This is a genomic window from Halarcobacter bivalviorum (genome assembly GCF_003346815.1).
In the GTDB taxonomy this organism is placed as follows: Bacteria; Campylobacterota; Campylobacteria; order Campylobacterales; family Arcobacteraceae; genus Halarcobacter; species Halarcobacter bivalviorum.
The window spans coordinates 1,691,341-1,708,968 of the sequence record NZ_CP031217.1 but is presented as its reverse complement, the minus strand read 5'-3'; the positions used below and the strand labels follow the sequence as shown (position 1 = coordinate 1,708,968).

General features: G+C 26.8%; 20 protein-coding genes. 15 read left to right on the top strand and 5 right to left on the bottom strand.

Annotated features, from left to right (window positions below):
- Window positions 1-80: 80 nt before the first annotated feature.
- Entirely contained in the window at window positions 81-923 is an 843-nt protein-coding gene (locus ABIV_RS08715; protein ID WP_228254277.1) for an AraC family transcriptional regulator, read from the bottom strand.
- Window positions 924-1,051: 128 nt separating this feature from the next.
- Between ABIV_RS08715 and ABIV_RS08710 the strand changes: the two genes are divergently transcribed.
- The 7 genes from ABIV_RS08710 to ABIV_RS08680 all read left to right on the top strand — a co-directional run bounded on the left by ABIV_RS08710 (window position 1,052) and on the right by ABIV_RS08680 (window position 6,422).
- A complete protein-coding gene (locus ABIV_RS08710) occupies window positions 1,052-2,152 on the top strand; it encodes an aminotransferase-like domain-containing protein (protein ID WP_114839513.1) in 1,101 nt (366 codons plus the stop codon).
- A gap of 106 nt (window positions 2,153-2,258) precedes the next feature.
- Entirely contained in the window at window positions 2,259-3,545 is a 1,287-nt protein-coding gene (locus ABIV_RS08705) for an NCS2 family permease (RefSeq protein ID WP_114839512.1), read from the top strand.
- A 9-nt stretch (window positions 3,546-3,554) separates the two neighbouring features.
- Window positions 3,555-4,001: a phosphoribosyltransferase gene (locus tag ABIV_RS08700; RefSeq protein WP_114839511.1), complete on the top strand. Its 447-nt coding sequence runs from the start codon at window positions 3,555-3,557 to the stop codon at window positions 3,999-4,001.
- Window positions 4,002-4,136: 135 nt separating this feature from the next.
- A complete protein-coding gene (locus ABIV_RS08695; protein ID WP_114839510.1) occupies window positions 4,137-4,403 on the top strand; it encodes a hypothetical protein in 267 nt (88 codons plus the stop codon).
- 55 nt (window positions 4,404-4,458) lie between these two features.
- On the top strand, window positions 4,459-4,848 hold the full coding sequence (locus ABIV_RS08690; RefSeq protein ID WP_114839509.1) for a DUF423 domain-containing protein: 390 nt from the start codon (window positions 4,459-4,461) through the stop codon (window positions 4,846-4,848).
- 3 nt (window positions 4,849-4,851) lie between these two features.
- Complete coding sequence (locus tag ABIV_RS08685) at window positions 4,852-5,652, top strand: ion transporter (protein ID WP_114839508.1); 801 nt, start codon at window positions 4,852-4,854, stop codon at window positions 5,650-5,652.
- Entirely contained in the window at window positions 5,652-6,422 is a 771-nt protein-coding gene (locus ABIV_RS08680; RefSeq protein ID WP_114839507.1) for a Rossmann-fold NAD(P)-binding domain-containing protein, read from the top strand. The genes ABIV_RS08685 and ABIV_RS08680 overlap by 1 nt, the downstream gene beginning before the upstream one ends.
- On the opposite strand, the gene upp is transcribed toward ABIV_RS08680, so the two are convergent.
- Window positions 6,419-7,042 carry a uracil phosphoribosyltransferase gene (gene upp / locus ABIV_RS08675; protein WP_114839506.1) on the bottom strand — a complete coding sequence of 208 codons (624 nt, stop codon included), beginning with the start codon at window positions 7,040-7,042 and terminating at the stop codon, window positions 6,419-6,421. The two genes, ABIV_RS08680 and upp, sit on opposite strands and share 4 nt — an antisense overlap.
- Window positions 7,043-7,178: 136 nt before the next feature.
- Between upp and ABIV_RS08670 the strand changes: the two genes are divergently transcribed.
- From ABIV_RS08670 to ABIV_RS08650, 5 genes are all read left to right on the top strand, one after another.
- A complete protein-coding gene (locus ABIV_RS08670) occupies window positions 7,179-8,429 on the top strand; it encodes a uracil-xanthine permease family protein (RefSeq protein ID WP_114839505.1) in 1,251 nt (416 codons plus the stop codon).
- 91 nt (window positions 8,430-8,520) lie between these two features.
- Complete coding sequence (locus ABIV_RS08665; RefSeq protein WP_114839504.1) at window positions 8,521-9,018, top strand: YajQ family cyclic di-GMP-binding protein; 498 nt, start codon at window positions 8,521-8,523, stop codon at window positions 9,016-9,018.
- Between the two features lie 155 nt (window positions 9,019-9,173).
- Window positions 9,174-10,979, top strand: a complete 1,806-nt coding sequence (locus ABIV_RS08660; protein ID WP_114839503.1) for a response regulator — start codon at window positions 9,174-9,176, stop codon at window positions 10,977-10,979.
- Between the two features lie 60 nt (window positions 10,980-11,039).
- The gene (locus tag ABIV_RS08655) at window positions 11,040-11,699 is read left to right on the top strand and encodes a response regulator transcription factor (RefSeq protein WP_114839502.1); all 660 of its coding nucleotides are present in this window, start codon (window positions 11,040-11,042) and stop codon (window positions 11,697-11,699) included.
- The gene (locus ABIV_RS08650) at window positions 11,692-12,861 is read left to right on the top strand and encodes a sensor histidine kinase (protein ID WP_114839501.1); all 1,170 of its coding nucleotides are present in this window, start codon (window positions 11,692-11,694) and stop codon (window positions 12,859-12,861) included. Before ABIV_RS08655 ends, ABIV_RS08650 begins: the two co-directional genes overlap by 8 nt.
- On the opposite strand, the gene ABIV_RS08645 is transcribed toward ABIV_RS08650, so the two are convergent.
- Window positions 12,848-13,453, bottom strand: a complete 606-nt coding sequence (locus ABIV_RS08645) for a hypothetical protein (protein WP_114839500.1) — start codon at window positions 13,451-13,453, stop codon at window positions 12,848-12,850. The two genes, ABIV_RS08650 and ABIV_RS08645, sit on opposite strands and share 14 nt — an antisense overlap.
- Window positions 13,454-13,540: 87 nt before the next feature.
- On the opposite strand from ABIV_RS08645, the gene ABIV_RS08640 reads away from it, so the two are divergent.
- Complete coding sequence (locus tag ABIV_RS08640) at window positions 13,541-14,113, top strand: NUDIX domain-containing protein (RefSeq protein WP_114839499.1); 573 nt, start codon at window positions 13,541-13,543, stop codon at window positions 14,111-14,113.
- 69 nt (window positions 14,114-14,182) lie between these two features.
- On the opposite strand, the gene thiD is transcribed toward ABIV_RS08640, so the two are convergent.
- Complete coding sequence (thiD, locus tag ABIV_RS08635; protein WP_114839498.1) at window positions 14,183-14,962, bottom strand: bifunctional hydroxymethylpyrimidine kinase/phosphomethylpyrimidine kinase; 780 nt, start codon at window positions 14,960-14,962, stop codon at window positions 14,183-14,185.
- An 84-nt stretch (window positions 14,963-15,046) separates the two neighbouring features.
- Window positions 15,047-15,850: an AraC family transcriptional regulator gene (locus ABIV_RS08630; RefSeq protein WP_114839497.1), complete on the bottom strand. Its 804-nt coding sequence runs from the start codon at window positions 15,848-15,850 to the stop codon at window positions 15,047-15,049.
- Between the two features lie 299 nt (window positions 15,851-16,149).
- On the opposite strand from ABIV_RS08630, the gene ABIV_RS08625 reads away from it, so the two are divergent.
- Both ABIV_RS08625 and ABIV_RS08620 read left to right on the top strand, forming a co-directional pair.
- Window positions 16,150-16,506 (top strand): c-type cytochrome, encoded by a 357-nt coding sequence (locus tag ABIV_RS08625; protein WP_114839496.1) that lies wholly within the window; start codon window positions 16,150-16,152, stop codon window positions 16,504-16,506.
- A complete protein-coding gene (locus tag ABIV_RS08620; protein WP_114839495.1) occupies window positions 16,506-17,627 on the top strand; it encodes a radical SAM/SPASM domain-containing protein in 1,122 nt (373 codons plus the stop codon). The genes ABIV_RS08625 and ABIV_RS08620 overlap by 1 nt, the downstream gene beginning before the upstream one ends.
- Window position 17,628: the final 1 nt, after the last annotated feature.

The following is a 17,628-nucleotide window of genomic DNA, read 5'->3' as shown; positions in this document are numbered from 1 at the left end:
TTTATAAAATGATTAAGAGAACACCCATTATATGGTGTTGATACTAATTATTATTTTTTGTTACTTTTATGACCGATAATCTAGTAAATGACACTTATAGGTAGATAAAAATCTAATTCAAAGTATTCATTATTGTTAATAAAATGATTTTTTTTGTAAATAGAATATGAAGGAATTGTTTTAGCTTCATAACCTGAATTAGGAAGCCAATCATTGTAAATATATGACATATATTTTAAAACATCTCCATATTTACCCTTTAAAGTAAAAATAGCACAAGTAGTACTAGGTAGTTCAAGTATAGGAAGGTTTTTAAATTTTTGATCATCGATTTTAATACAAGCAATATATGAAGCTTCGTTTTTATGAGTAATTGTTGGATTATCATGTTGGATTCCTATTTGAATAGGGTTTTCTATTTTTAATTCATGTGCTAAAGAGATTAATCTTTGCCAAGTATATTTGATATCTTCATTATAACCTTTATGTCTTATATACAAACATTTGATTTTTTCACACACTTTTATTGTAGGTTCAATTTTTTCTTTTATCTCTAAGCTTTCATAGCTTTTAATAATTTTTGAGGAAAATTTTTTATAGCCATCTTTTTTCCACTCTTTTGGAGTAAAATTAAATTTCTTTTTAAAAGCTTTAATAAAAGAAGAATGAGAGTTAAAACCACAAGCATTTGCTATTTCACTTATTGTTGAGTATTTATTTACTATTAAAAGATTTGCAGCTTTTTGTAATCTAATTGAAGTAATCATTTCAAAAAGATTAAGTCCTGTTTCTTCTTTGAAAATTCTATGAAGATGATATTTACTAATAGAGTTATTATGTGCTAATTCTTCAAGGGTAATATTTAGTTCAATATTTTTATTAATAAAATATATAGTGTCATTAATAATTTTAGAACGAATCATTTTAGTATCTTTTTTCATATCTTAATTATATCTAAAAATAGCAATATAAGACAAAAAAAATGAAATTTAAGATAAAGAATAAATTTTGAAAATATAGTAAAGTATTGTATATAAAAAAGAGGGAAGAGATGAAAACACTAAAAAGATCATATATTAGAGAAATTCTTGATGCAACAACTGAAGAGACAATCTCTTTTGCAGGTGGTTTGCCAAATGAGAAGTTATTTCCATTAAAACAGATTAAAAAAGCTACAAATAAAGTATTAAAAAATGTAAATGCTTTACAATATAGTAAATCAATAGGAGATATTAATCTAAGAAAAAAGATTGCAAAAATTTATACTGAAAAATTAGATTTTCCTACAAAAGAAGATGAGATTTTAATAACAACAGGTTCTCAACAATCATTTGACATTATTAGTAAAACTTTTGTTGATAAAACACTATTTGTACAAAAACCTAGTTATATTGGTGCTTTAGGTGCATTTAAAATTTTAAATAAAAAGTTAGAAGATTTTGAAACAATTGAAAACTTAGAAGGAAGACTTAATGAAGATGATACTTTATATTTAATGAGTGATTTTTCAAATCCTACTTCTATTTGTATGACAAATAAACAAAGAGTAGAGTATGTAAACTTATTAAGTAAAAAGAGTGCCTATTTAATAGAAGATGGAGCTTATAGTCTGTTAAGTTTTAATGGGAAAATTAAAAAACCAATTGCTTCTGCATATAAAAAGAGTTTTCATTTAGGTTCATTTTCAAAAATAGTAGCACCAGGTCTTAGAGTAGGTTGGATTAGAACTTCAAAAGAGAATATTGAAAAACTACTAATTGCAAAAGAGTCACTTGATTTACACACTTCAACATTAAGTCAAATGATTATAAATCAATATTTAGAAGATAATGATTTATTTAGACATATTAAAACTATCTCTTTTGAATATGAAAAAAAGATGCAGTATATGGCAAAATGTATGAAAGAGTATCTGCCTTCTTTTGAGTTTGAAAAACCCAAAGGTGGAATGTTTATTTATGGCAAATTTGAAGTTGATAGTTTAGAATTAGCAAAAAAAGCTCTTGAAAAAAATGTAGCTTTTGTTCCAGCTTGTGTATTTGATGTAAATGAGGAAAAATCTACTTATGCAAGATTTAACTTCACAAATACATCTAGAAAGCAGGTAAAAAGAGGTATTAAATTAATTGCAGAAATAATAAGTAAATCTTAATATTATTTTATATCAATAAGTTACATATTTTATACAGTTTTTTAGTAAAAATAGAGCTAACATTCTGTATAATTGCTCCTTAATTTTCAATTTTAAGGACAACTTTATGTTTAAGCTAAAAGAACATAAAACAAATGTTTTTACAGAATTTTCCGCTGGATTTACAACATTTTTAACAATGATGTATATAGTTCCTGTAAATGGTTTTATTCTAGCCGATGCAGGACTTCCAATGGAAGCTGTAATTACTGCTACTGCATTGATTACTATTTTAGCAACGCTATTTAGTGGATTATGGTCTAATACACCAATTGCTATGTCAGTTGGTATGGGACTAAATGCATATTTCTCTTATGGATTAGTATTAGGAATGAAAATACCTTGGCAAAGTGCATTAGGTATCGTATTTCTTTCTGGGGTACTTTTCGTAATTTTATCTTTTACAAACTTTAGGGTTTGGATTATGACTTCTATTCCAATGAATTTAAGACGAGCTATCTCTGCTGGTATTGGTACTTTTATTGCATTTATTGGTTTAAAACAAATGGGAATGATTGTAGATAATCAAGCAACATTAGTTTCACTTGGAGATTTCTCAAACTCTAATGTATTACTTGGTGTTTTAGGATTAGTATTATCTTTTGCTTTTTATTCGTATAGAGTAAAAGGAGCTTTTGTTCTTTCTATTGCTATTACTTCAATAGTAGCTTGGTCATTTGGACTTGGGGAATTACCAAAAGAGTTATTAAGTGCTCCTGCTTCAATTGCTCCAATTGCATTTGAGCTTGATATTGCAAGTGCATTAACACTATCATTACTTCCTGTAATTATTACATTCTTAATTACTGATATGTTTGATACATTAGGTACACTAACTGGTGTTGGAACAAGAGCAAAACTATTTCAAGAGAATAATAAAGATGATAAATCTTTACAAAAAACATTAGAAGCTGATGCTATTGCTACAACAGCAGGTTCTTTAATAGGTGTATCTACAACAACAGCATTTATTGAAAGTGCATCTGGAGTTGAAGAGGGTGGTAGAACAGGATTAACAGCTGTATTTACAGCAATGTTTTTTGTTTGTACGCTTTTTATGTTACCATTATTTAAGTCAATTCCAGGAAATGCAATTTATCCAGTATTGGTTGTAGTTGGTGTATTAATGTTTACAGAATTAGGTAAAATTAATTTTGAAGAGACAGATTTAGCAACAAGTGCAGGAGCATTTTTTATTGTATTTTTAATGCCATTAACATTTTCAATTACAAATGGTATTGCTGCAGGATTTTTAGTTTATACAATAATTAAAGTAGCTAAAAATGAATACAAAGATTTAAACATAGGAATTTTAGTAATAACATTCATAAGTTTATTAGCATTTATTTTATAAGGGTTTTATTTGGAAAAGTATTATTACGGATACGAAGAGTTTAGAGACGATACTCAAGTTTTAGTTGATAAGTGTAGAGATTTTGAACCAGATATTCTTCTAGCAGTAGCTAGAGGAGGTTTAACTTTAGCACATCTAATGTCACAAGCACTAGATATGAGAAATTTATATGCATTAAATTCAATTCATTATGAAGGTGAATTAAAACTTGATACATTTAACATTTTTAATATTCCTGATGTATCTCATGCAAAAAGAGTATTAATTATTGATGATATTGTTGATTCTGGTGAAACAATGAGAGAAATTTTAAAAGTATTACATGAAAAGTTTCCAACAGTTGAATTCAAATTAGCAACAATTTTTAGAAAAGAAACAGCAGTTTTACAACCTGATTATTCAGTAAAAGAAGCTGACAAATGGATTGACTTCTTTTGGGAAGTTGACGTTAAATAACAGTTTAGATTATTCTAAACTGTTGTTCTCTATAAATTATATACTTTCTACATAAATCTTTACTATTTCAGATTACTTTCAAGAGATTTTATAGTATAATGTTTTCACAAATTTTTAATTATGGAATAGGACATTATGACTTTTATCGAATTTAAAAAACTTTTATTAGATGCAGAACTTACGATACCAAAATTTACAGCTTTAATTAAAGTTAGTGAAAAAAACATTCAATCTTATAAGAAAAAAGAGCAAGTTCCCAATGCAATAGCTGCTGTAGCTGCATGTTTTGCAAAAATGAATCAAGAGGGAATTGATTATAAAACTTTAATTAATGATTTAGATTTAATTAAAAAAGAGAAAAAAGGTGCAGGTTTTTCTTCAAAAAAGAAAGATAAAAAATAAAGAAAACGATTAATCTTTTTTAGCTATACTTCCCAAAAAATTTTAGGGAAAGTATATGGAAATAAATAAAAATGTTAGATTCTTTCTAACAATTTCTTCTATTATGATGGCTTTAGCCATTGCAATCGGGGCTTTTGGAGCTCATGGTTTAAAATCAATTGTATCAGAACAACTTTTAGTTACATACAATACTGGTGTTGAATATCATTTCTATAATACTTTAGGTTTATTTGCAGCAACTTTTATGATCTATTTAAAACCAGAATCAAAAAGTGTAAGAGTATCTGCATGGCTTATTTTAATAGGAATGATAATTTTTTCATTTTCATTGTATGCGTTAGTATTATTAAATATGCCTATTTTAGGTGCAATTACTCCTATTGGAGGAACACTTTTAATTATCGCATGGATAATGTTAGCAATTTCATTTTATAAGGAAAAGTAGTAGATGAGTGTAATTGAAAAGATTGAAAAAATTAGAGACGCTAAGTGGTTCTCTAATCTAACAACTTTTATTATTTTAGCTTATGCTTCAGTTTTAGGATTTAAAACAATTGATGAAGTAGAAGCAAATTATGCAATATTTTTACAGTTTGCAGATGCTTTTGTAACTATATATTTCATTTTTGAAATAGCTATTAAGATGGCAGCAGAAAAGAAGTTTATAAACTTCTTTAAATCAGGTTGGAATGTTTTTGATTTCACTATTGTTGTAATAACTTTATTACCTTTAGAACAATCAGGATTTGCAGCAATTGCAAGGATGCTAAGAGTATTTAGAGTATTAAGATTATTTACTGCAAGACCAGAATTAAAAGCAATTATTGATATGCTAATTAAAGCTATTCCTTCAATAATTGATATTGTGATTTTAATGTTTATTATTTTCTATATTTATGCAATTATAGGAAACTTCTATTTCCAAGATTTACCATCTGGATTATGGAAAGATTTCTTAGTTTCAATGCTTACACTATTTAGGGTTCTTACTTTTGAAGACTGGACGGATGTAATGTATGAAGCAATGGAAGTTTATCCAATGGCTTGGATATATTTTGTATCTTTTGTAATTATTGCAGCTTTTGTATTTTTCAATTTGTTTGTTGCAGTTATTATTGGAGAGATGCAAAAAATTCAAGAAGCAGACTTCCATGATGAAGTTCACGAAGATAGCAAAAAATTAGATATTCTTTTAGAAGAGATGAGAACTTTAAAAGAAGAGATTAAAGAATTAAAGAAAAAAGAGTAATGAAAAAAACAGTTTCAATATTAGGTACAGGTTGGCTAGGTTTTCCCCTTGCTAAATCCTTCCAAAAAGAGTTTAATGTAAAAGTCTCTATGAGAGATGAAACAAAAAAACAAGAGTATATAAATGAGGGATTTATCCCTTATTTATTAAATGAAGAGAAGTTAGATTTTTTAGATGAACTTCTTGAAACAGACTATCTTTTTATCAATTTCCCACCTTCAAAATTTAAAGATTTTAAAAGTTTTTTAGAAAAAATTTATTCCCATGAAAAATTAACAAAGATTAAAAAAATTATTTTTGTAAGTTCTACTTCTATTTATCCAGATGAGGAAAAAACATTTACAGAAGATGAAGTTTTTACAAATCCTAAATCACAAAAAATTTATGAGATTGAAAAATTGATAGAGGATAAAACAGATATTATTTTTAGATGTGCTGGTCTTATGGGTGCAAAAAGAATATCTGGAAGATATTTTGCTGGTAAAGAGCTTGATTGTGAAGATGTAAAAGTAAACTATGTTCATTTGGATGATGTTATATTAGCAACTCATTTTGTAATAGAAAAAGATTTAGAAGGAATTTTTAATCTTTGTAGCCATGAACATCCAACAAGAAAAGATCTTTATTTTAAAAATGCAGAAGAGTTCGGTTTTGATAAACCAATTTTTAGTGAAAAAAAGAGATATCTTGAGAGATTAATAGATGGAAGTAAAATAGAGAAAGTAGGGTTTAAATATAAATATCCAAACCCTTTAGAGTATAAATACTAAGCGTTAGTATTAAATGCTCTATCTCCTGCATCTCCAAGACCTGGTCTAATATATTTATTATCATCTAGTCTTTCGTCAATTTGTGCAATATATATATCTACATCAGGATGAGCTTTTTGAACAGCTTCAATACCTTCAGGTGCACCTAAAATATTTAAAGAAACAATTCTTTGAGCACCTTTTTCTTTTAAATAATCAATACCATCAATTAAAGAACCACCTGTAGCAATCATTGGATCTAATAATAAAACAGTTTTACCTTCTAAGTTTGGTATATTTTCATAAAATAGTTTAGATAAAGCAGTCTCTTCATCTCTTTTCATTGCTAAGAATCCACTTTTTGCATATGGAAGAGTTCTTAAAATACCAGTAAGCATTGGTTCTCCAGCTCTTAAAATTGGAACAAGAACAAGTTTTTGAACTTCTAACATCTCCACATCTAAAGGACCTTGCCATGTTTCAATATTTGTAGTAATAGTTTGAAAATCTTGTAAAGCTTCAGCTGCAATAATTCTTGAGATTTCTTCTATAGTAAGTCTAAATTCATTTGAAGCAGTTCTAACATCTCTTAGTCTATTTACAAGATGTTTAACAACCACATTTGTACTTTCTTTATACATAATATAATTCCTGATTATTTTAGTTTTATGGGGTTTATCATAGCTAAAAATTACTTATAAATTGCAGATAAGTTTACTAAAAATTAACCTAAACTTAGCTACTATAATTAGTTTAAATTTTTACTAAAGAGGACTGATGAAACCTACTGACTATAACTTTAGAGTTAAAGACTCTCTTCTAGGTATTCAATTTCTATTTGTTGCTTTTGGTGCACTTGTTTTAGTTCCCATCTTAACTGGACTTGACCCAAATGTTGCATTATTTACAGCAGGAATTGGTACTTTAGTTTTTCAATTTGTGAATAGAGGTGCAATTCCTCCAATCTTTCTAGCTTCTTCGTTCGCTTTTATTGCTCCAATTGCACATGGTGTAAAGACTTGGGGAATAGCAGCAACTATGTCAGGACTTGTAGCAGCAGGTCTTTTATATGTAGCCCTTAGTTTTTTAATTAGATTAAAAGGTGATGGATTTTTACATAAATTATTACCACCTGTTGTTGTAGGGCCAGTTATTATGTCTATTGGTCTTATTCTTTCTCCTGTTGCTGTTAATATGGCTATGGGAAAAACAGGAGATGGTGCAATTGAGTTAATTGCTTTTGATAAAGCTATTGTTATTTCAATGGTAGCACTATTTACAATGGTATTTATCTCACTATTAGGAAAAGGAATTTTTAAATTAGTTCCTATTTTAGGTGGTATTATTGCAGGATATATTACAGCATTATTTTATGGGGTAATTGATTTTTCAGCAGTTGAAAAAGCTACTTGGTTTGCTATGCCTAATTTTACTGCACCAGAGTTTAACTGGCAAGCTATTTTATTTATTTTACCAATTGCAATTGCACCAGCAATAGAGCATATTGGAGATATGTTAGCTATTTCAAATGTTACAAAAAAAGATTATTTAAAAAAGCCAGGGCTTAAAAACACTCTATTAGGAGATGGTTTAGCAACATCAATTGCTTCACTTTTTGGTGGACCACCAAATACAACGTATTCAGAAGTAACAGGTGCTGTAACAGTTACAAAAGCTTATAATCCAGCAATTATGACTTGGGCAGCAATTTGTGCTATTTTATTAGCTTTTGTTGGTAAATTAGGTGGTTTATTAGCAACAATTCCAGTTCCAGTTATGGGTGGAATTATGCTTTTATTATTTGGAATTATTGCAAGTATTGGTATCTCTACTTTAGTTAGGGCTGATATTGATTTTAATTGTCCAAGAAATTTAGTTATTGTATCAATGATTTTAGTTTTCTCAATTGGAGGAATGACTTTTAACTTTGCAGGAGTTCCTTTCTCAGGAATTGGGCTTGGTGCAATTATTGGTATTTTCTTAAATCTTATTTTACCTAAAGCAAGAAAAGAAGACCATATTATATAGTTAGAGTAATCTAACTATATAATAGTTCTTAATTAATTCTACATAATATTTTTTCTATAATAAAATTTAAATTAATAATAGGAGTTCTTATATGGCAAAAGAACATAGTTTCGATATCTCTGCTAAACTTGATATGCAAGAGATGAAAAATGCAGTTATACAAGCTCAAAAAGAGATAGATAATAGATATGATTTTAAAGGTGTAACAAAAGAAATAGATTTTAATCAAGGTGCAAAAACTTTAACTTTAGTAAGTTCAAGTGATAATAAAATTGATGCAATGTATGATATTTTAATAGCAAAAATGAACAAAAGAGGTTTATCTATTAACTCTTTAGAAGAGTTAAAAAAAGAGGATAGCTCTGGAGCTAATAGAAGATTTGTTTATTCTATTGTTGATTCAATTAAAGCAGATGAAGCAAAACAAATCCAAGTTGAAATTAAAAAATTAAAAGTAAAAGTAAAAGCAGTAAATCAAGGTGATGAAATTAGAGTTACTGGAAAAAATATTGATGATTTACAAACAATTATGAGACATTTAAAATCACTTGAATTTAAATCTCCTTTAGTTTTTGATAACTTTAAGTAGTACTCTTCTTAGAGTACTATAAATAATCTCTACAAATGCTATTTTAAAGCTATTCTTCAATAAAAAAACTTTTTAAAAAACTAAAATTATCTAGCTAAAATATATATAATATTTAAAAAAATCTGTTACAATGAATGAAAAAATTTTGGTGAAGAGTGAAAGATTTAAATTTAAAGTGTTTAAAAGAGATTACAATTTTATATGCAGAAGATGATCTTGTAATTCAAAAACAAACAGCAGGTATTTTACAAAGTTTAGTAAAAGAAGTTCATATTGCTAATTGTGGGAAGGAAGCAATTGAATTTTATGAAAATAGTAATATTGATATTATTATTACAGATATAACGATGCCAAATATGAATGGTATAGACTTTGCAAAAGAGGTAAGAAAAAGTAATAGTGAAATACCTATTATTGTAATTAGTGCGCATAATGATAGTAATATTTTAATTCAAGCAATAGAAATAGGGATTAGTAGATTTATTTTAAAACCTTTAAATATCTCTGATTTAATTCAAATTGTTACTGAATTTGCTGAGAATATTTGTAATAAAAATGAAAAAGTTAATGTAACAAACCTTTTAGAACAATATAAAAATATTGTTGATACAGATTCTATTGTTTCTAAAACTGATAAAAATGGAATCATCACTTATGTAAATGAGCGATTTATAGATATTTCTGGTTATTCAAAAGAGGAATTAATTGGGAAACATCATAATATAATTAGACATCCAGATACTCCTAGTGAAGTTTTCAAAAAAATGTGGGATACAATTGCAAATAAAAAGCAAGTATGGCAAGGTGTAGTTAAAAATCTCTCTAAACAAGGTAAATCATATTATGTAAGGTCAACCATTAAACCTATTTTGGATGTAAATGGTAAAATTATTGAATATATTGCAATAAGACAAGATATTACTCCTCAAGAAAAGACGAGAAAGTTCTTACAAAAACAAAATTTTGAAAAAATCTCAAATTTAAATGATGCCCTAAAAAATCAAGAACAGTATGAAAATGTAATTAATCAAATAAATATAGTTTCAAGATTTGATTTACAAGGAAGAATAACCTATGTAAATAAAAGATTTTGTAAGTTAATTGAATATACAAAAGAGGAACTTATAGGTCAAACTTTCAAAAAAATAAGGCATGAAAAAACAAAAATAGAGACATCAAGACAGATGTGGAAAACTGTTAAAAGTGGAAAGCCTTGGAGTGGAAAATTAATGAATAAGTCAAAAACAGGTAAGACTTTTCATTTAGACGCTGTTATCTCTCCTATTTTTAATCAAAACAATGAAATTATAGAGTTTATTTCTGTTTGTCATAATATCACTTCAATTATTGAACTACATAAAGAGCTAGAAGATACTCAAAGAGAAATTATTTATAGAATGGGTGAAATAGGGGAAACTAGGTCTAAAGAGACTGGAAACCATGTAAAAAGGGTTGCTGAGTATTCTAAACTTTTAGGTAAACTTTCTGGATTACCTGATTTAGAAATAGAGATACTATTTATGGCTTCTCCAATGCATGATATTGGGAAAGTAGGTATTCCTGATAGTGTCTTAAATAAACCTGGAAAATTAAATGAAGAAGAGTGGGAGATTATGAAAGAGCATAGTGAGCTTGGATATAATATTCTTAAAAACTCAAAAAGAGAGATTTTAAAAGCAGCTGCAATTATCTCTTATCATCACCATGAAAAATGGAATGGAGCAGGTTATCCTCAAGGTTTAAAAGGTGATGAAATTCATATCTTTGGAAGAATAACAGCAATAGCAGATGTTTTTGATGCTTTAGGTAGTGATAGATGTTATAAAAAAGCTTGGGAATTAGATAGAATTCTTGAGCTTTTTAAAGAAGAGAGAGGAAAACATTTTGATCCTACTTTAGTGGATTTATTTTTCAATAATTTAGATGACTTCTTAAAGATTAGAGATACTTATGTAGATTAGTCTTTACACTTAGTAAACAAACTTTCAGTATAATTTTTTAGTTTTAAAAAAGGATTATACTTGAAAGTTCTACTTCTAGAAGATGACCCCGCACTAAATGATTTATTAAATGAACATCTAGTTGACCAAGGTTTTGATGTAACTTTATGCATAAATGGTCAAGAAGCCTTAGAGTATTTAGTTGATGATGTTTTTGATTTTGCACTTTTAGATATAAATACTCCAATACTTTCAGGTATTGATGTTTTAAAAACTATTCGAACTGATTATAAAAATCAAACACCAGTTATTATTTTAACAGCTTTTCAAGATATGAAGCATCTAAAAGAGTCTTTTGAGAGTGGAGTAGATGATTATATTAAAAAACCTTTTGATTTAGAAGAGTTAGACCAAAGAATAAAAAAGTTATGCAAACAGTTTAACTTGGATAATAATAGTGAGATAAAAATCTCAGAAGAGATGACTTTTTTACCTGAACTTTGCCAGTTACATTACAAAGGTACAATTAAACACTTAGCTCAAAAAGAGAGAGATATTCTTAGTTATTTTTGTAAACATAAAAATAGAGTGATTTCTAGTGAAGAGTTATTACAGAATATTTGGGCATATGAAGAGATGCCAACTGATGCTACAATAAGGGTTTATATAAAGAATTTAAGAGAAGCTTTGGGTAAAGATAAGATACAAACAATTAGGGGAATAGGGTATAAATTTGAATAAAAGTGAAAGAAACGCATTACTTAGTTTTTTATCAATATATATAAGTTCTGCAATGCTTCTTTTAGGAGTGTTGTTTTATTTTTATTATAAAGAGCAATATAAGTCTTTACAAAAGAGTTGTAGTATGGAGTTAATCAATGCTTCAATGAAGGTAAAAACTGATATTTTAAATGCCTATATGAATAATGAAAAATATATTCCCGTAGCTTTTGATAATAAAGATATTAGATATGCTCTTTATGATAAAGATAAAAACTATTTATTTTCAAATTTAGATAGAGAAGATGCAGTTGATTTTACAAGAAGATTTTATGAAAAAGCAGAACAACACTTCTTTATACAAAAACTTGAAGAAGATAATATTCCTATAAAATATATTGTTATTGAGACTTGTCAAGGTGTAGAGAGTATTAATAGATTAAAGGTTTATCTTACAATTATCTTTTTCTTAAGTTCTATTTTTATTGGTTTTGTTGCATTTTTCTTAGCAAAACTTTTACTAAAACCAGTACGGGAAAAAGTTGTTTCAATGGATAACTTTATAAAAGACTCTGCCCATGAATTAAATACACCAGTTTCTGTCTTAATGACTTCTGTTTCAATGTTAAAAAATGGGAAAAACCCAGAAAAGATGATGAAGTATATTTTAAGTAGTTCAAAGCAAATTTCTCAGATTTATAATGATATTCACTTCTCTGCTTTTAATGATATAAATGAGAGTCTAGAAGAGAAATTTAATTTAGCTCAATTAGTAGAAGATAGTGTAGACTTTTTTAATGATATTTCTGTTACTAAAAATATTAAAATCAAATCTGATGTTCGAGATTTAAAAGTTTTTATGGATAGAACAAAGGCACAAAAATTAGTAAATAATTTGATTTCAAATGCAATAAAATATAGTGGTTTTAATTCAACTATAAAAGTTACTCTTATTGATGGAATATTAAGGGTTGAAGATTTTGGAATAGGTGTAAGTGAAGAAGACCAAAAAGAGATTTTCAAGAGATTTAAAAGAGGAAAAAATATTGAAGGTGGTTTTGGTATTGGTTTAGATATTGTAAATAGAGTATGTAAATCTTATAATTTAAAGTTAAACCTTGAATCAAAAGTAAATCAAGGTTCAACCTTTTCAATAGACTTTAATTCTGTTATTTGCCTATAGGATTAATTTTTAGTGTAATTATAATAGGTTCTGAGTCACTTACTGCAAGTGTAGAGCCTATTGACCTTTTATTATGACAAGACAACTCTCCTTGGATTGTTTGTAAGACATGCCAGAACTTTTCATTAAAAGGTGTACTTATTTGTCTTAATTGATGTTCAAAAATATCATCTACTATAATCTCAATTAAATGGTGGTATATTATTTTATTAGTTTGTCTTTGAAGTCTATAGTTTTTCATAATAATTAGATTGTTTTTATAAGCTGTTTGCTCTTCAGGAACTAATTCTGTATGTTCTTTTACTTCTTCAATTTCTTTGTCTAATTCTTGCTCTAAAAGTTCAATTTGCTCTTTACAAACTCTTTTAAAATCAGGTTTTAGATTTATTATTTTATTTAATATAAGTTCATCTTTTAAAAGGTCTTTTTCCACTGTATGAGTATAGATTCTATTTCTTTCATAATCATGATGAATAGCATAGAAAATTTGCATGGCATAAGATATATATACATACTTATCTTCTTTCCCATCTTTAAAATCAATACCATGGGGAGAAATAATCTCTTTAGGTCCTGTATATTTTAATTGCATTTATAACCTTTTATAATAAAAATCTAGATAATTTAATTTACTAGCATTTTATTTAAAACTATATAAAATTAGGTATAAAGGTTAAAAATGAATAATAAAATAGAAGAGTTTAAAATAAAACCCTTAATTGAACCAAAATATGTACATCCAGTTAAGATAGAATATAAACAAAATGGTAAAGATAAAACTTGGGAAGCAGTAAGAAATTTTGACTCGGTATCAATTCTAATTTATCATGAAGAGAAGAAATCTTTTTTATTGGTAAAGCAGTTTAGACCAGCAGTTTATTTAAATGATAATAGTAAAAAATTTACTTATGAATTGTGTGCAGGATTAGTAGATAAAGATGCCTCTTTAGTTCAAATAGCGAAAGAAGAAATAGATGAAGAGTGTGGCTTTGATGTACCTTTAAAAGAGATTGAAAAGATTACCTCATTTTATACTAATGTTGGAGTTAGTGGAGGTTGTCAATATCTTTATTATGCAAAAATAGATGATAGTATGAAAATTCATGAGGGTGGTGGAATTCATGATGAACAAATAGAACTTATGTATTTACCCATTGAAGAGTATAAAGAGTTTATGTATGATGAAACAAAAGCAAAAACACCTGGATTAATGTTTGCTTTTATGTGGTTTATGGAAAATAAATTAAAATAATTAATTTAATACTTAAAGAGACAAAATTATTATTAATAAATTATAATATAAAAAATATAAAAATAATTTCTATTTATTATATGAGAGATATAATGCACCATTTTTATGTGAAATAGGACCTATACCCTTACCAAGGTTTGGTGCATTTTTAATTGCTTCATAGATAAATTTATTAGATATGATAATTGATTCTTCTAAACTTTTTCCAAGGGCTAAATTTGCTGTTATTGCACTTGAAAAACTACATCCTGTACCATGTGTATTTTTTGATTTAATATAGAGTGTCTTATATTTTTTAACTCTCTTGTTTATATATAAGATATCAACACTTTTTTCTTTTTCAATATAATTTTTTATCAATGTAGAACATTTTAAATTTTCTATTTCCTCTATTGATTTCTTACAATTAATTTGATAGTTTAAAAGTGCTTTTGCTTCAAACTGATTTGGAGTTATAATAGTTACATAGTCAAAAAGTGTTTTCAAATTTAAAAGTGCATTTTCATTTAATAATACAGAACCGTTTTTTGATATACATACAGGATCTAAAACTATAGGAATTTGTAAATCTTTTATGAACTCTCTAATTAGATTAATTATTTCATTTGAATAAAGCATTCCTATTTTTATTGCACTTATGTCAAAATCTTTGAATATCATTTCAAGTTGTTCTTTTACAAAAGATGGCTTAATCTCTTTTATACTTCTAACTCCAGTTGTATTTCCAGCAGTAAGTACTGTTAATACTGTACATCCAAAAACATTAAATGCTTCAAATGTTTTTAAATCAGCTTGTAATCCTGCTCCACCACTACAATCACTACCTGCTATACTTAATACAATTTTCATTCATAACCTTTAATCTAATTTTATATAGATAGTATATTGTAGTTGATAACTAAATGGAAGGTATAAAATAAACATAAATATATATTATTTGTACATCAGTTTTTTTTGTTCCCTAAATTCTAATGGAGAATATGAAGTATTTTGTTTGAAGAATTTTGAAAAGTGTGAACTTGTGTTAAATCCTAATTTATCTGAAATTTTTGCAATAGTTAAATTACTATAAGTTAGCTCTCTTTTTATTTCAATAATATTTCTTTCAAAAATTAATGAAGAAACAGTTTTATTTAGGTATTTTTTTGTTAACTCATTTAATCTTTTTGTAGTCAAATCTAGTTCTCTTGCATAAAAAGCTGCTGATTTTTCATTTATAAAATTTTTTTCAATTAAGTCTAACAGCAGATATATTCGTTCATCTTTATAGTAAAGATTTTCAGAAGATTTTTTAAATTTTAAGACATATTCTAAAATTGAACCAAATAAATATGCATTTAAAGAATTGTTTTGTTCTTCTTCTAGCATTAATATTAGTAAACTAATATTATCAAAGGTGTGTTTGGGTAATTCAATAATTGGAAAAGAACTCTCTTCATAAAGTTGATTTACCATATTATAAGAAGGTAGAAAATCTTTTGAGAAGTGAAAGATGATTCCTTTACAATCATCTGGAAATCCATCTTGAATCCACTGATGTACTTGTCCGGGTTTTATTATATATATAGTATTTGGTTTTAAATTATATACTTGAAAATCAATAGTTAATTTTAATTCTCCTTTTGATATACAAACAAGCTCATATAAAGAGTGTTGATGCAAATTAAAATCAAGATTATTAATTTTTTTTATATTAAATGACTTATTAAATATAGTCTTATTTGATTCTTTTTCCATATATTATTTTAACATTTTAGTTTATATATTTCTTTTAATGAAAGTTTTAATTCTACGGATTTTAAAAATAATAGACTTATCAAGATATAAATAAATGTAGTTAGAAACACAATATAAATTAATAAAGGAAACTTCATAGTATTAGAAAAAATAGGAAAAATTATTCTACTTATTAAATAAATCTTAAAATATTAAATTAGTATATTTTTATTACTAAAAAAACTAAAATGTTCAAATTATACAACTCATTGTATGAATCTGCTATTGAAAATATCCTATACCTCTTGTAGGATAGATGTATGAATTTGATAAATAATAAAACAGTAAAACAAATTGTTTTTGCACTACTAAGTACAAGTAGTTTATTTGCACAAACTAATTTGGATTCGCAGTTAAAAGAGTCTGCTGAAAAAGTTTTTAAAACCTATTGTTGGGGTTGTCATCATCAAACCTCAATTGCATTTGGACCTTCTTTTAAAGAAATAGCAAATAAAAGAGAGAAAGGAGAAATTATGGGATATATAGCAAGTCCCCTTTCATTATATAAAGAGCAAGGCTATAAAAGAAGTGTGATGCCATCATTTGCAAATCATCTATCAGCAAAAGAGTTAGATGTAATAGCAGATTATATTATTTCTTTTAAGGAGGATAAGTAATGTTTAGATTATCTGAACTAATAAAATCAACCTTAGAAGATATTCCAAGTAGAGGACATAGTGGTTCGATTATGATATGGAATTTTACAAATAGGTGTAATCTATTTTGCCATCATTGTTATAGTAAGGCAGATCCAAATAATATGGATTTATTAAGTTTTGATGAAATAAGAAAAACAATACCACAACTTATAGAATCAGGTATTAGATTTGTTATTTTTAGTGGTGGAGAACCCTTAATTAGAAGTGATATTTATGATATTGCCCAAGAGATGAAGAAGCATAAGATCATGACATATCTATCTACAAATGGAATGTACATAAATGAGAAGAATGTAGAAAAAATCATCACTACATTTAACTACATAGGAATAAGTATTGATGGTAAAGAAGAAGTACATGATTATTTTAGAGGACAAAAAGGTTCATATAAAAAAGCAATAAAAGCAATTAAATTAATCCAAAAGAATGGTGGAAATGCAGGAGTTAGATTTACTCTTACAAAAGAGACAAAAGATGATTTTTACTCAATATTTGAGCTTGTGGAGAATTTAAATGTAAATAAGTTTTATATTTCTCATCTTGTTTATTCAGGACGTGGAGAGGATAATTTAAAGATTGACTTGACAAAAGAGGAAAGACGTGAGTGTGTTGAGTACATAATTGATAAAGCTTTTGACTACTATAACTCAAAAAAAGGTATAGACCTTGTAACTGGAAATATGGAAATGGATTCTATATTATTATTAAAAAGATTTGAAAAAAATTATCCAAGAAAAGTTGATGATTTAATGAGAAGGTTAAAACTTTGGGGTGGTAATAATTCAGGTATTAGAATAGGAAATATGGATTGGAAAGGAGATGTTAAACCTGACCCTTTTTTCCCAAAAGTTATCGGTAATTATTTAAAACAACCATTTGAAAATATTTGGAGTAATACAGATGATGAGATAGTTAATAAGCTTCGAGAGATTCCAAGAAAAATATCAGGTAAATGTGAAAATTGTAAATATATATCAATTTGTAATGGTGGAAGTCGAAGTAGAGCTTATGTGATTCATAATGATTTATGGGCAGAAGATCCATCATGTTATTTAACAAATGAAGAAATAAAGGCATAAA